Raw genomic sequence first — 13,668 nt, 5'->3', positions numbered from 1 at the left:
GCCGGACCCCTCCGGATCCCGCGCCGCCTCCCGCACCGGACCGTCGCGCGCACCCCGGTTCCCCCGCGCCTGGCGTGCCGACGCCCCCGTCGTCCTCGCGGTCGCCCTCGGCGGCGCGCTGGGCGCGAGCGCCCGCTACGCGGCCGTGCTGCGCTGGCCCGCCGCCGCGGACGCCTTCCCCTGGGCGGTCTTCTGGGTCAACGTGAGCGGCTGCGCGGTGATCGGCGCCTTCACCGTGCTGGTCACCGACGGAGCGCGGACGCCCCATCCGCTGCTGCGCCCCTTCTTCGGCACCGGGGTGCTCGGCGGCTACACCACCTTCTCCACCTACGCGCTGGACGTCCACCGGCTGCAGGACGCCCGGGAGCCGCCGGCGGCCCTCCTCTACCTCGCCGGAACGCTGCTCGCGGCCATGGCCGCCGTCCTCCTGGGCGCGGCGGCCGCCCGGCTCGGTCTGCGTGCGAGGAGGCCGCGGTGAACTGGCTGCTGGTGATCGCCGGCGCCATGGTGGGCGCCCCGCTGCGGTACCTCACCGACCGCGCCGTGCGGCTGCGGCTGAGGCCGGACGCGGTCTTCCCGTGGGGCACCTTCACGGTCAACGTCGCCGGCTCTCTGGTGCTGGGCCTGCTGACCGGCGCCGCGGCGGCCGGGGCGGCGGGGGAGCAACTGCAACTGCTGCTCGGCACCGGGCTGTGCGGGGCGCTCACCACCTACTCGACCTTCTCCTGGGAGACGCTGCGCCTGGCCGAGGAGGGCTCACCGGCCCTCGCGGCCGGCAACGCCCTCGGCAGCCTCGCCGCGGGACTGGGCGCGATGTACGCGGGCGTGGCCCTGGGCGACGCGCTGTGGGGCTGACCCGGCTCCGGCGCGGGTCGTTCGCCGGGCCGGCCGGGCGCCCGCGGAGTACCGTGGGAGCAGGGGGCCGAGGAGGTGCGGCATGACCACGGCCACCATTGTCTCCGCCCGGGACATCCCCCGTACTCCCGCCGTCCAGGCCCGCAGGGTCAACGAGGCGGAGATACGGGCGTCCGTAGACGTACTGGGCTCACTGCCGCCCGAAGCGTGGTCACGGCCGACCGCCTGCACCGGGTGGACCGTGCGGGACATGGCCGCGCACGAGGTCGGCCAGTGCGAGGAACTGGTCAAGCCCTGGCTGATGTTCACCCGCGTCCGGCGGGCGCGGGCCGAACACCCTGGCCTCGGCGCCCTCGACGGTCACAACGAGGTCCAGATCGACGACCGCGCCGACGTGCCGGGGGAGCAACTGGCCGGGGAACTGGAACGGTTCGGATTGCGCGGGGTCCGCTCGCTGGGCCGGATGCCCGCCGCGGCCCGCCGTCGGCTGCGCACCAGCATGATCTTCCCGGAGGGCCGGACGCTGCCCGAGGACTCGATGGAGTACCTGCACGACGTCCTGGTCGCCCGCGACCCGTGGATGCACCGGGTCGACATCAGCGACGCGACCGGGGCGGAACTGGTCCTGGGCGCGCACGACCAGGAGATCATGCGCCAGATCCTGCTGGATCTGGCGCTGGGCTGGACGGGGCCGCCCTGCCAGCTGGAGCTGTCCGGCCCGCTCGCGGGCAGCTACCGGATCGGCGACCTCGCCGGCCCACCGGCGGTCACCCTGCGGGCCGACGCGGTCGTCCTCGCCCGGCACCTCTCGGGGCGCCCGGCGCGCGGGGAGATCGAGCTCGAGGGCGACGAGGAGACCGCCGCCGCCCTCGCCGCCGCCCGCGTCATCTTCTGACCCCACGGCCACCGCGCCCGGCTCCCCGCCGCCGGGGAACGTCACCCTTCCGCGTGGCGTGCCCGGCGCCGGCGCGCGCCGACCACCGTGGCGCCCGCCGCCACCGCAGCCGCGCACCCGGCCAGCAGGGCGGTCCGCCACCCCGCGCCGCCGTCGCCCGCGTGGGCCGCGACGGCCGCCGCGTGCTCCGTGGCGGGGCCGGGCCGGTGCGAGGCCGGGGGGCCGGCCGCGACGGGAGGCTCCAGGGATCCCACCGGGCGGACCCGTCCGGCCGCGTCGAAGCCCCAGTCCAGCAGGGTCCGCGCCTCCTCGTACACGGCGCCGGGGGTGTCGTCCTGCGGGTTGAGCACCGTGACCACGAGTGTCCGTCCGCCCCGCCGCGCCGCCGCGATCAGCGTGTTGCCCGCCTTGCTGGTGTACCCGTTCTTCACCCCGATCGCCCCGGGGTAGGCCTCCACCCCCAGCGCCCCCGTCAGCAGCCGGTTGGTGTTCTGGATGTCGTAGACGCCACGCCGGCCCGGGAACTTCGCCACGGCGGTCCGGCAGTACTCCGCGAACCGCGGGTCGCTCAGCCCGGCCCGCCCGAACACCGCCAGGTCGTAGGCGGACGAGACCTGCCCCGGCGCGTCGTACCCGTCCGGTGTCACCACGTGGGTGTCGCGGGCGCCCAGTTCCTCGGCGGTCTCCCGCATCCTGGCCACCGCGGCCGCCGTGCCGCCCGCCATGGCGGACAGGACGTGCACCGCGTCGTTGCCCGAGCTCAGGAAGACGCCCCGCCACAGGTCGCCCACCGCGTAGTCGTGGCCCGCCTCGACCCCGACCAGGCTGCTGCCCTCGCCGACCCCGGCCAGCTCCGCGTCGGTCGCCCGGTGACGGCCCTCGGGAACCCGGGGGAGGAGCGCGAGCGCGAACAGGGTCTTGAGCGTGCTGGCCGGAGGGAGCGCGCGATGTGCGTCGTGCGCGGCGAGCACGTCGCCGCTGCGGGCGTCCGCGACCACCCAGGAGAGCGCGGTCACCTCCGGAACCCGCGGCGCGCCGCCGGTCAGCCGCACCTGGGTGCCCGAGGTGCGCAGCGGGTCCGGCGGGGCGGCCGTCGGACTCGGCGCCGGCGCCCCCGCGCCCACCGCGAGCAGGGCGCACGCGGCGACGGCGACGCGGACGGCGCGACCGGAACCGGACCTCCGTGAGAAAAGTGCGCTTTTCATACGAACAACGTAGGAACGGGGGGCAGCGGCGCGCCGCACGCCACGGCCGGATCGGGCCGAGCGACACCCGGATGCCGTACGGCCGCCGTTATGCTCCGACCATGTCCGCTCCGAAGGCGCACGCTCCGAAGGACGGCCCGCAGACGTCCGCTCCGCAGGGCCCGACCCTGGGGCAACTCGCCGTACAGGCGCTGTCCTCGGTCGAGCACGGCTACGACCTGCTGGCGCCGATGTTCGACCACACCTCGTTCCGCACCCCCGACCGCTTCCTGCGGGCCACCCGCGACGCCCTGGCGCCGCTCGGACCCTTCGGGGACGGCCTCGACCTGTGCTGCGGCACCGGCGCCGGGCTCGGCGTCCTGCGTGACCTGTGCGACGGCGGCGTCACCGGCGTGGACCTCAGCGCCGGCATGCTGGACCGCGCCCGCCTCGCCGCCCCGTGGGCACAGCTGGTCCGCGCCGACGCGCGCGACCTTCCTCTCGCCCCGGAGTCGTTCGACCTGGCGGTCACCTTCGGGGCCCTGGGCCACTTCCTGCCCCGAGACCTGCCCGCCCTCTTCGGGCAGGCGTTCACCGTGCTCCGCCCCGGCGGACGCCTCGCCTTCCCTCTGCCAGGCCCTCCCCGCCCGGGGTCCCGGCAGGCCCTGCGGCTGCAGGCCTTCGACACGGCCATGCGGATCCGCAACGCCGTGTGGCGCCCGCGGTTCGTCATGTACTACCGCGCCCTGACCTTCGGGACGCTGCGTGAGGCCCTCGCCCGGACCGGGTTCTCCGTGGAGACCTACGCCATGCCGGAGTTCGGCCGCCGCGAGGACGGCAGCCCGCGCTGCCGTCTGGTCGTCGCCACTCGTCCCGCGGCGCCCGCTCAGTCCTCCGGCGAGGCGGGACCGCCCGACGGCCCGGCGTTGTAACGCTCCAGGTAGGCGGCGAAGCGGACCAGGTCCTCCTCCGGCCAGCCGTTCAGCCGCTCCTTGAAAGCGGCCCGCCGGCGCTCGGTCACCCGGGCGAGTATCCGGCGCCCCGCCTCGGTGAGCTGCAGCACCTGGACCCGCTGGTCCTCCGTGTCCTGGCGGCGCTCCACCAGACCCTCGCGCTCCAGCACCGCCACCTGACGGCTGACCGTGGACTTGTCCAGCGCGTAGTACTCCGCCAGGTCGGTGGCGCGGCAGCCGGATCCCTCCTCCAGGTGCCCCAGCAGCGCGAACGAGACCAGGGACAGTTCGGGGTGCAGCCGTCCGGCCAGGGCGCGCGCCCGGCGGGCGAACGACGTCATCTCGCGGTGGATCGTCTCGATCGCCACGTCGGCGCCAGAGTTCACAGGAACCTCCTCACGTTCTGGTTGCAGAATACAACCACAGAGGTCGAGGGCGGGAGGTGAGGCAGCGCCACGGCGCGGACAATGCGGATGCCCGGCCCGGGAGGGCTGGGTAGGGTGGCCGCGCCCGAGCGGGTCCGCCGCCCCGCCGCCACCGCCACTGCCAGCCGCCCCGTCGCCACCGCCACCGACAGCCGAGGCCGATGACAACACCCCGGACATCATCCCCCGTTCCGCCGGCCGCCCCGGACGCCGTGGTCGCCGCGCTGCGCGCCGCGGGCTGCGTCTTCGCCGAGGAGGAGGCCGCGCTCCTGGCCTCCGCGGCGGACACGCCGGGCCGGCTCGCCTCCCTGGTGGCCAGGCGCGCGGCCGGGGAACCACTGGAACACGTCGTCGGCTGGGCCGAGTTCCGCGGACTGCGGATCGACGTCGCCCCGGGCGTCTTCGTGCCGCGCCGCCGCACCGAGTTCCTGGTCGGGCGCGCCCTGGCGCTCGCGCCCGCGGCACGGGTGGTCGTCGACCTGTGCTGCGGGTCGGGCGCCCTCGGGGCGGCGCTCGCCGCCGCGCTGCCCGGCGCGGAACTCCACGCCGCCGACGTCGACCCCGCCGCCGTGGACTGCGCCGGGCGCAACCTCGCGCCCTGGGGTGGCCGGGTCCACCACGGGGACCTGTTCGCCGCCCTGCCCGCGGGCCTGCGCGGACGCGTCGAGATCCTCGTCGCCAACGTGCCCTACGTGCCGACCGCGGACCTCCGCCTGCTGCCCGCCGAGGCACGCGAGCACGAACCGTCCGCCGCCCTGGACGGCGGCCCCGACGGACTCGCCGTGCTGCGCCGGGTGGCCGAGGGCGCGCCCGCCTGGCTCGCCCCCGGCGGCTGCCTGCTCGCCGAGACGAGCGGCCGTCAGGCCCCGGCGGCGCGGCGGGCCTTCGCGGAGGCGGGCCTGACGGCGGGGGTGGCGGTCTGCGAGGACAGCGAGGCCCATGTGATCACCGGCGTGCTCCCGGCCGCGACGCCCGCCCGCTGACGGCGGGGCGTGGGCCCCGCGACACGCGTGGCGCCCCACGACATGCCTGGGCCGCCGCCCGGCTGTCCTGCCGGGCGGCGGCCCACGTGCGGCGCGTGCGGGGAACCGCTCAGAAACGGTGCGGCCTGGCCCGGCGGCGCAGGTACCAGGCGCCGCCGCCGACCCCGGCGGCGACCAGCGCGCCGCCCGCGACCAGGGTGAGGGTGGTGTGGTCCTTCACGGCGCCGCCGATGCCGCCCATCACGCCGCGCGTGGGGGAGGCGGTGGCCGACATGGTCGGAGTCGCCGTGGAGGTGGGGGTGGATGTGGGCGTGGCCGTCGGCCGGGCGCCCGAGACGATGACGGACTGCGTGCCCGCCGTGCTGTTGTTCGAGCACCGGACGATCACCGTGTAGGTGCCGGGGGTGACGCTCGACCAGGCCGCCGACTGGCTGGTGGCCGAGCCCGACAGGGCGACCTGACGGCCCTCGGCGAATGTGTTCTGGGTGCTGTTCAGCAGCGAGGCGGTGCCCCAACTGCCGTTGGTCTGGGTGCAGGCGCTGGTGGTGACCGCCACGGTGGTGCCGCTGGTGCTCACGGAGATGCCCGGGGCGGCGACGGCCGACCCTGCGAAGGCGAGCGGCAGGGCGGCGGCCACGGTCAGGCCTGATCGGACGATGACGCGAGGTGTACGCATGGGTCTGACCTCCGGCGGCACGGCTGGCGGACATCCCTGGCGCCGCCGAGGAGGGGAGGCCCGTACCGCCCTCGGGGACAGCCAATGTCCCCGGCGCGCCGGGCGCACCCGGAGAGCACCCGGTCAGGTGACGCCCCCGGCGGCCCCCCCGGACGACGCGCCCGGCTGCCCCCACCGTCCGGTGACGGACCCTCGCCCCTCGGCGGGCCTGCGCTGTTGGGTGGCGGGGCCCCGGCCGACCTCCGCTGCTGGGTGGCGGGGCCCCGGCCGACCTCCGCTGCCCGGTGGCGCGCCTCCGCCCTCCGGTGGACTCCTGCCCTCCGGGCGGCGCACCCTCACCGGCCGGTGGTCACCGTCCGCTCCGGCGAGAAGCCGCCCCACGTGCCGTCCGGCAGTTTCGCGCGCAGACGCACCCGGTGGGTCTCCCCGGCCTCCCCGCCGAGGTAGAAGCGGTGGGTCGCCCGGCCGCCCGGCGCCTCGCCGCCCCACACCAGCGTGGTGGCCGGCCGCCCGTCGAGGTGGATCTGGTACTCGGTGATCACGCCGTCGGCCGGCGGCGGCTCCCAGGAGATCTCCAGGTGCCAGGCGCCGTCCGCCCGCACCGCCTTCGCGCGGAACGCGGCGGGAGCCGTGGCGCGCCCGTCGTCCTCCTTCGCCCCGCCGGTGGTCACCCGGACCCGGCCGCCGGCGGGGGAGAGGTTCCCGGCCGCGTCCCTGGCCCGCACCGTGAAGGAGTAACGGGTCCCGGGGCGCAGTCCGGTCACCACCGCGGCGGTCTGCGCGCCGCCCACGCTGTGGATCTTCGTCGAGCCCTGGTGGATCTCGTAGGAGACCACCTCCTGGTCGTCCGTGGACGCCTCCCAGGACAACTGCGCCGCCCGGCTGCCCACGGCGCGGCCCTCCAGGCCCTTCGGCGCTGATGGCGCACGGGTGTCGGCGGCGCTCGCGGCGGGGGTGGTGGCCCGCACGACGGCGCTGCGCGGGCCCAGCCGGCCGTCGGTGGAGCGGGCCCGCACATGGAAGGTGTAGGCGGTGTCCGCCTTCAGCCGCACCACGTCCGTCATGTGCTCGGAGGCGGCGACCTCCTTCACCTTGGCGGAGCCGCGGTACACCTCGTAGGCCTCCACCCGGGAGCCGTTGTCGGCCACCCGGTTCCACATGACGTGCACGGTCGTGGCGCTGCCCGCCTGCGCGGTGACGCCGGCCGGAGCCGCGGGGAGCCGCCCGCCGTCCTCCTCGCCGGCGGCCGCGCCCCAGCCGCACGACGTGGCCAGGACCGCCGTGAGCAGGGCGCCGCAGCACCGGGCCGCCCGACGGGGAACGCGCTCCGCACCAGCCATACCGAACCTCCGCCGACAGCACCCGAACATTGGTCCGTACCAATATGCGCACGCTGACACGGGCACATCAAGAGTCCGGCCGTTGACCCGGCGGGCACAGCTGTACGTATGCTGAACCCCCTTGCGGCCGCGCCGACCTGAGGACGGGTCGGCCGACGGCCGCCGGCGCGGATCCGCTGTCGTCGCTGTTCACGCGCCGGGCGAGGAGCGAGGGCCGGGACGAGACGCAGGTCCGTCCCGGCCCTCCCTCGCGCCCGGCCCTTCCTCTTGTTCGCCCTCGTGCCCGGGCGCCCCGCCTCGGGAGACCTCTGCCGTCTCTTCACGATCTCTTCCGGCCGCACCTGCCGTCGCAGTGTTCACCTGGGCGCGCCGGGGTGATGAGATGTTCGGACCTTGGCCGACCCGGCCGGCCCGGCGAGACCGCCGGGCCACCGTACGGAGGAGTGAGAACGATGCGGGTGCCCATGACCATCGCCGACTTCCTCGACCGGGCGGAGGCAGGCTTCGCCGCCGGCCCCGGGGTGGTGGACGAACTCGACCAGCCGGCATGGCCGGTGCCGCCGAGCACCTACGGCCGCTTCGCCGAACGGGTGCGCGCCTGGCAGGCCGGCTTCGACGCGCTGGGCGTCGCCGAGGGCGAGCGGATCGCCGTGGTCAGCCACAACTCGGCCCGGCTGCTCGAGCTGCTCTTCGCGGTGCCGATGAGCGGACGGATCTGCGTGCCCGTCAACTTCCGCCTGCGGCCCGACGAGGTCGACTACATCGTCCGCCAGAGCGGTGCCTCGGTGCTGCTGGTGGATCCCGAGCTCGACGCCGAGCTCGCGCAGGTCTCCGTCCGCCACCGTTTCGTCCTCGGCGAGGAGACCGAGCGGACGCTGATGCGCTTCGACGTCGAGCCGCGGCCCTGGTCGGAGCCGGACGAGAACGCCACCGCCACCATCAACTACACCTCCGGCACGACCGCCCGCCCCAAGGGCGTCCAGCTCACCCACCGCAACATCTGGGTGGACGCCGTCACCTTCGGCCTGCACACCCGTGCCTGGGAACGCGACGTGTACATGCACGTCCTGCCCATGTTCCACTGCAACGGCTGGGGCATGCCGTTCGTGATGGCCGGCCTCGGCGTGCCGCAGATCGTCCTGCGCAAGGTCGACGGCGCCGAGATCCTGCGCCGCGTCGAGCGGCACGGCGTCACCCTCATGTGCGGCGCACCCGCCGTCTGGAACGCGGTCCTCGACGCCGCCGCCGACTGGGAGGGCGAGATCCCCGGCCGCGACCGGGTTCGCATCGTCTGCGCGGGCGCGCCGCCGCCCAGCCGCACCATCCAGCGGGTGAACGAGGAACTCGGCTGGGAGTTCCTGCAGATCTACGGCCTCACCGAGACCGCGCCGCTGCTCACCTTCAACCGCTCCCTGCCCGGCGACGACGCCCTGCCCGCCGAGCAGCGCGCCCACCGGCTGTCCCGCGCCGGCCTGCCCACCCTCGGCACCCGGCTGAAGGTCTCCGGCACCGGCGAGGTGCTGGCCCGCTCCAACACCGTGATGGAGGGCTACTGGGAGAAGCCGGAGGCCACCGCCGACGCGCTGGACGACGGCTGGTTCCACACCGGCGACGGCGGCTTCCTCGACCCGGACGACGGCCACCTCACCATCTCCGACCGCAAGAAGGACGTCATCATCACCGGCGGCGAGAACGTGAGCTCCATCGAGGTCGAAGATGTGATCTTCAGCCATCCGGCGGTCGCCGAGGTCGCGGTGATCGGTGTGCCGCACGAGAAGTGGGGCGAGACGGTCAAGGCGCTGGTGGTCCTCGCCGAGGGGGCCCGCGCGGAGGAGGCCGAGATCATCGCCCACTGCAAGGAGCGGGCGGCCGGGTACAAGGCGCCCACCAGCGTGGAGTTCCGCGACTCCATCCCCCGCACCGCCACCGGGAAGATCCAGAAGTTCAAGCTGCGCCGGCCCTACTGGGAGGGGGCCGACCGCGGCGTCAACTGACCGGGTAACCTGCCCGTCCATGAGCACTCTCGACGCCCTGGCCGCCGCCCCGTACGTCTCGGTGACGACGTTCCGCAAGGACGGGCGGGCGGTGGCCACGCCCGTCTGGGTGGTGCCGGACGGCGAGGGCGCGCTGGCGGTGTGGACCCGGGCGGACAGCGGCAAGGTCAAGCGCCTCCGGCGTGACGGCCGGGTGACGGTGGCCCCGTGCGACTTCCGGGGCAACCTCCGCGGCGAGGCCGTCGAGGCCCGCGCCCGTATCGGCACGCCCGAGGAGACGGCGCGGGTCCGCCGGGGCATCGCCCGCAAGTACGGGCTGACGGGGCGCCTGACCCTGCTCGGCAGCCGTCTGCGCGGGGGCCGCGACGCCACGGTCGCGGTCCTGATCGGCCCGGCGGACTGATCCGGCGCCGTCGGGGACGCCTGGGTCGGGGCGCGTGCAGTCCGCGTTGTCGGTGCGGTGGGGCAGCATCGGGGGCATGAGTCCGTTGCTGCTGACCGACGTCGAGCAGGCGATCCGCGCCAGTTGGAGCGCCGAGACGTGCACGCCCGAGTACCGGCCGCACTGGCGCCCGGACAACCCGGCCCGCGACCAGTGCGGCGTCACCGCGCTGGTCCTCCACGACCTGCTCGGCGGCGAGCTGATCCGCGGGGAGGTTCACGCCGACGGCCGGTGGACCGACTACCACTGGTGGAACCGCCTCGGCGCGGGCGTGGAGATCGACCTCACCCGCGAGCAGTTCGGCCCCGACGAGACCGTCACCGGCGGCCGGGTGATCGCCCGCCCCGCCGAGATCCGCCGCTGCCGCGAGGAGTACGAACTCCTGCGCGCCCGCGTCCTGCAGAAACTCGGCGCGCCCGCCACCCCTTGACCACGCGGCGCGGGACGCCGGTCCCCCCTGCGGCGGGGCACGGCCGGACCTCCTGACCGCGCGGCGCACGGCCGCACCGACCGACCACGTGGCGCGTGGCCGCACCGCCCGACCGCACGGCGCCGGGCCCCCTGACCGCACGGCGCTCGGCCGGGCCGACCGACCACGTGGCGCATGGCCGGACCTCCTGATCGTGTGGCACACGGCCGGGCTTCCTGACCGCGCGGCGCATGGCCGGGCCGACCGACCGCGCGGCGCATGGCCGGGCCTCCTGACCCTGTGGCGCACGGCCGCACCGATCGACCCTGCGACGCACGGCCGGGGCGGCCGACCTGCCGCACCGGCCGCCCCGCCCCCCGCTCTGCCCTGGGCAGAGGCGGCCGACAGCCGAGCGGGTGCGCGGGGAGGATGGGCGGCATGACTGTCGTCTCCGTACGCCGCCTCGACCTCGGGTACTTCGTCCGCCCCGCCGCCGAGACCGGAGGGCCCGAGCCCCGGGTGGAACCGGTGCTGGCCTACCTGGTGCGTCACTCACGTGGACTGCTGCTCCTCGACACCGGCATGGGCGACGCCGGCCCCGCCACGGAGGCCCACTACCGTCCGCGCCGCCGGCCCCTGCCCGCGGCGCTCGCGGCGGCCGGCGTCGGCCCCGGGGACGTCGACCTGGTGGTCAACTGCCACCTGCACTTCGACCACTGCGGCGGCAACCCCGGCCTGTCGGGCCGCCCGGTCGTGGTGCAGAGGACCGAGCTGGCCGCCGCCCGGGCCGGCGGGTACACCGCGGACCACCTGGTCGACTTCCCCGGCGCGCGCTACGAGGAGCTGGACGGCGAGGCGGAGCTCTGGCCGGGCGTCCACGTCCTCCCCACTCCCGGCCACACCGAGGGGCACCAGTCCCTGGCGGTGACGACCCCCGCCGGCGTTGTCGTGCTCGCCGGACAGGCGCACGACCTCGCCTCCCACTTCTCCGCCGACCACCTGGCCCGCCGGGCCGCACTCGACGGCACGGAACCTCCGCTGCCTCCCTACCGTCCATGGATGGACAGGATCGCCGCCCTCGCACCCCGGCGGGTGCTCTTCGCCCACGACTGCGCGGTCTGGGAGCCGGGGGACGAGGGGGCGGCTACCGTGTGAGACCTGGACCGCCAGGTGGAAGGAGTCCGACATGCCGTACCGGATGCGAGGCCGTGGCCCCGCCCTGCTGGCCGCCACCTGCCTGCTGCTGGCCGCCTGCGGGTCGGTGGAGGCGTCCCAGCCGGACGGGCCGGCCTCCTCGCCCCCGCCGGGAGCGACGTCGCCGTCGGGGGAAGCGCCGAGTGAGCCGGGGGAGCAGGGCGGTGACGCGGCGACGCCGAGCGAGCGGCCCGAGACCGTCCGCCTCACCGTCACCGGCGGGATCGCCGGCGTCCGCCGCTCCATCCTGGCCTCCACCGACGGCACCGTGGAGATCAGCGACCGCAAGGAGGGCGTCCGGGAGGCCGACCCGCTCAACGGCGTGGACCGCGACCGGCTCCGGGGCCTGCTGGAGAAGGTCGACTTCGCCGCGCTCCCGCCCCGCAGCGTCGACGAGGGCGCCCGCGACATGTTCGTCTACACCCTGGAGCACGACGGCCACGCCGTCATCACCGACCGCAGCGTTCCCCTCGGCGAGGCCGACGACCTGATCGGCCAGCTGGAACGCTTTCTCGAGGAGCGGCTCTGAGCACGCTGAACCTGTGGCGCCGGCACCTCGGCGCGGTGCCGGAGTCCGTCTGGGACCGACGCGAGCTGCGCGTGCTGATCCTCGCCGACAACGACCTCACCGAGCTGTCACCCGCGATCGGCGGGCTCCGGCAGCTCGCCACGCTCGACCTCGGCCACAACGCGCTCACCGAACTCCCGGCCGAAGTAGGAGAGTTGACCGGACTTGCCGGCTGCCTCTACCTCCACGACAACCGTCTGACCCGCCTGCCCGGCGAACTGGGCCGGCTGACCGCGCTGCGACTCCTCAACGTCGGCGACAACCGCCTGACGGAACTGCCCGCTTCCCTCACCCGCATGACCGCCCTGATCGAACTGCGCGCCCAGCACAACGAGTTGACGGCTCTGCCGGAGCGGATCGGGGACCTCGCGAACCTCCGCGAACTGTGGCTCAAGGGCAACCGCCTCACCGAACTCCCCGCCTCCCTCTCCCGGTCGGGGCAGCTGAGGCACCTCGAGCTGCGCGACAACCTGCTCCCCGAGGTCCCCGCCCCGCTCGCCGGACTTCCCCTGCTGCGCACCCTCGACCTGCGGGGCAACCGGATCGGCCGCCTGCCCCCGTGGCTGACCGAACTCCCCTCCCTGGAGAAGCTCGACCTGCGGTGGAACGATCTCGCCGTCGACCCCCGTGACGACCCGGTGGCCGTCGCGCTGGAGCGGCGCGGCTGCGTCGTGGTGGCCTGATCGCGTCACCGGACCGACACAGTCTTGACTTCCCTCGCACCCCTGGCGTGAAGCTGTCCCGGTGACCGCACCTGGAACCGGCCGGGCCAGGCTGCCCAAGCTGCCCCCGGCCTACCGACCCCTGTTCGCGCACCGTCCGTTCAGACGACTGCTGTTCGCCTTCGCCGCGTCCGACTTCGGCGACGGGATGGCCGTGGTGACCGTGCCGTGGCTCGCCGTCCTGCTGGCGCCCGACGGGAACCGCGGGCTCTACGTCGGCACCGCGGTCGCCGCCTACGCGCTGCCCGGAGCCGTCGGCGCACTGGTCCTGGGACGGTGGATGCGCGCCTTCCCCGCCCGGCGGCTGCTGTTCGCCGACGCCGCGCTGCGGGCGGCCATGCTCGCCTGCGTGCCCCTGGCCTGGGTCCTCGGCGTGCTCACCCCCTGGCTGTACGTGGTGCTGCTGGCGGCCTCCTCCCTGCTGCACGCCTGGGGCAGCGCGGGCAAGTACACCCTGCTCGCCTCCCTCCTGGCACCCGAACGGCGGCTCGCCGCCAACGCCCTGGTCAGCTCCAGCGCCTCGGCCGCCATGGTGTTCGGACCCGCCCTGGCCGGTGTGCTGATCACTGTGCTGAGCCCCGCCTGGATCATCGGCATCGACGCGCTGACCTTCGCCGTCCTCGCGATCGGCGCGGTCAGGGTCCGACCCGACGCCGCTGCCGCCGAGCGGCGGGGCGGGAAGGACCGACCGGGCGGGTCGGACGCCGCCGGCCCGGGGGGCGGCCCCGGCGGGAAGCCCTTCGCGGTACTCGGCCTCTTCCGGCAACGGCCCGAACTGCTGGGCATCCTGGTGCTCACCTGGTCCTTCTTCTTCCTCTACGGCCCCGTCGAGGTGGCCCTCCCGCTGCACGTCACCGAGGACCTGCACCAGGGCCCGCACCTCCTCGGCCTGTACTGGACGCTCTTCAGCGCCGGAGCGGTGCTCGGCTCACTCGCCGCCGGAATGCTGCGGAGGCTTCCGCTGTGGCCCACGGCGCTCGGCATCGTCGCCGGCTGGGGAGCCGTGCTCCTGCCGTTCGGCTTCGGGG

The 13,668-nt window shown here is 75.3% G+C and carries 16 protein-coding genes; 12 read left to right on the top strand and 4 right to left on the bottom strand.

The annotated features are described in order from the left end of the window. The 3 genes from crcB (ACOV8S_RS22985) to ACOV8S_RS22975 all read left to right on the top strand — a co-directional run. Positions 1-478 (top strand): fluoride efflux transporter CrcB (crcB, locus tag ACOV8S_RS22985; RefSeq protein ID WP_448319924.1); only part of this gene is annotated, 478 nt, incomplete at its 5' end. Then, positions 475-855, top strand: coding sequence for a fluoride efflux transporter CrcB (gene crcB, locus ACOV8S_RS22980; RefSeq protein WP_448319922.1), 381 nt, complete (start codon positions 475-477; stop codon positions 853-855). The genes crcB (ACOV8S_RS22985) and crcB (ACOV8S_RS22980), both read left to right, overlap by 4 nt. 82 nt (positions 856-937) lie before the next feature. Next, complete coding sequence (locus ACOV8S_RS22975; protein WP_448319920.1) at positions 938-1,750, top strand: maleylpyruvate isomerase family mycothiol-dependent enzyme; 813 nt, start codon at positions 938-940, stop codon at positions 1,748-1,750. A 41-nt stretch (positions 1,751-1,791) separates the two neighbouring features. Here the strand turns inward: ACOV8S_RS22975 and ACOV8S_RS22970 are convergent, their stop codons facing one another. Further along, entirely contained in the window at positions 1,792-2,955 is a 1,164-nt protein-coding gene (locus ACOV8S_RS22970; RefSeq protein ID WP_448319919.1) for a D-alanyl-D-alanine carboxypeptidase family protein, read from the bottom strand. Between the two features lie 101 nt (positions 2,956-3,056). Here ACOV8S_RS22970 and ACOV8S_RS22965 point away from each other — a divergent pair, with 101 nt between their 5' ends. After that, complete coding sequence (locus tag ACOV8S_RS22965) at positions 3,057-3,866, top strand: class I SAM-dependent DNA methyltransferase (RefSeq protein ID WP_448319917.1); 810 nt, start codon at positions 3,057-3,059, stop codon at positions 3,864-3,866. On the opposite strand, the gene ACOV8S_RS22960 is transcribed toward ACOV8S_RS22965, so the two are convergent. Beyond that, entirely contained in the window at positions 3,821-4,228 is a 408-nt protein-coding gene (locus tag ACOV8S_RS22960) for a MarR family winged helix-turn-helix transcriptional regulator (protein ID WP_351116075.1), read from the bottom strand. The two genes, ACOV8S_RS22965 and ACOV8S_RS22960, sit on opposite strands and share 46 nt — an antisense overlap. A gap of 245 nt (positions 4,229-4,473) precedes the next feature. On the opposite strand from ACOV8S_RS22960, the gene ACOV8S_RS22955 reads away from it, so the two are divergent. Next, positions 4,474-5,295 (top strand): putative protein N(5)-glutamine methyltransferase, encoded by an 822-nt coding sequence (locus tag ACOV8S_RS22955; protein ID WP_448319916.1) that lies wholly within the window; start codon positions 4,474-4,476, stop codon positions 5,293-5,295. Between the two features lie 109 nt (positions 5,296-5,404). Here ACOV8S_RS22955 and ACOV8S_RS22950 read toward each other — a convergent pair whose 3' ends face one another. Continuing rightward, positions 5,405-5,971 carry a hypothetical protein gene (locus ACOV8S_RS22950; protein WP_448319914.1) on the bottom strand — a complete coding sequence of 189 codons (567 nt, stop codon included), beginning with the start codon at positions 5,969-5,971 and terminating at the stop codon, positions 5,405-5,407. A gap of 335 nt (positions 5,972-6,306) precedes the next feature. Continuing rightward, a complete protein-coding gene (locus ACOV8S_RS22945) occupies positions 6,307-7,311 on the bottom strand; it encodes a fibronectin type III domain-containing protein (protein ID WP_448319913.1) in 1,005 nt (334 codons plus the stop codon). A 452-nt stretch (positions 7,312-7,763) separates the two neighbouring features. Here ACOV8S_RS22945 and ACOV8S_RS22940 point away from each other — a divergent pair, with 452 nt between their 5' ends. The 7 genes from ACOV8S_RS22940 to ACOV8S_RS22910 all read left to right on the top strand — a co-directional run. Further along, a complete protein-coding gene (locus ACOV8S_RS22940) occupies positions 7,764-9,305 on the top strand; it encodes an AMP-binding protein (RefSeq protein WP_448319911.1) in 1,542 nt (513 codons plus the stop codon). Between the two features lie 19 nt (positions 9,306-9,324). Continuing rightward, positions 9,325-9,708: a PPOX class F420-dependent oxidoreductase gene (locus tag ACOV8S_RS22935; RefSeq protein WP_448319909.1), complete on the top strand. Its 384-nt coding sequence runs from the start codon at positions 9,325-9,327 to the stop codon at positions 9,706-9,708. A gap of 76 nt (positions 9,709-9,784) precedes the next feature. Continuing rightward, positions 9,785-10,177 (top strand): YunG family protein, encoded by a 393-nt coding sequence (locus ACOV8S_RS22930; RefSeq protein WP_448319908.1) that lies wholly within the window; start codon positions 9,785-9,787, stop codon positions 10,175-10,177. Between the two features lie 417 nt (positions 10,178-10,594). Next, positions 10,595-11,311: an N-acyl homoserine lactonase family protein gene (locus tag ACOV8S_RS22925; protein WP_448319907.1), complete on the top strand. Its 717-nt coding sequence runs from the start codon at positions 10,595-10,597 to the stop codon at positions 11,309-11,311. A 31-nt stretch (positions 11,312-11,342) separates the two neighbouring features. Beyond that, positions 11,343-11,879 (top strand): hypothetical protein, encoded by a 537-nt coding sequence (locus ACOV8S_RS22920; RefSeq protein WP_448319905.1) that lies wholly within the window; start codon positions 11,343-11,345, stop codon positions 11,877-11,879. 35 nt (positions 11,880-11,914) lie between these two features. Then, positions 11,915-12,601, top strand: coding sequence for a leucine-rich repeat domain-containing protein (locus ACOV8S_RS22915; RefSeq protein WP_448319904.1), 687 nt, complete (start codon positions 11,915-11,917; stop codon positions 12,599-12,601). A 61-nt stretch (positions 12,602-12,662) separates the two neighbouring features. Next, positions 12,663-13,668: MFS transporter (locus ACOV8S_RS22910; protein WP_448319903.1), on the top strand; the 1,006-nt coding region annotated here is incomplete at its 3' end.

This window comes from Streptomyces sp. CO7 (genome assembly GCF_053474865.1).
The sequence above is the reverse complement of the archived record's forward strand: the minus strand, read 5'-3'. Positions and strand labels throughout refer to the sequence as shown.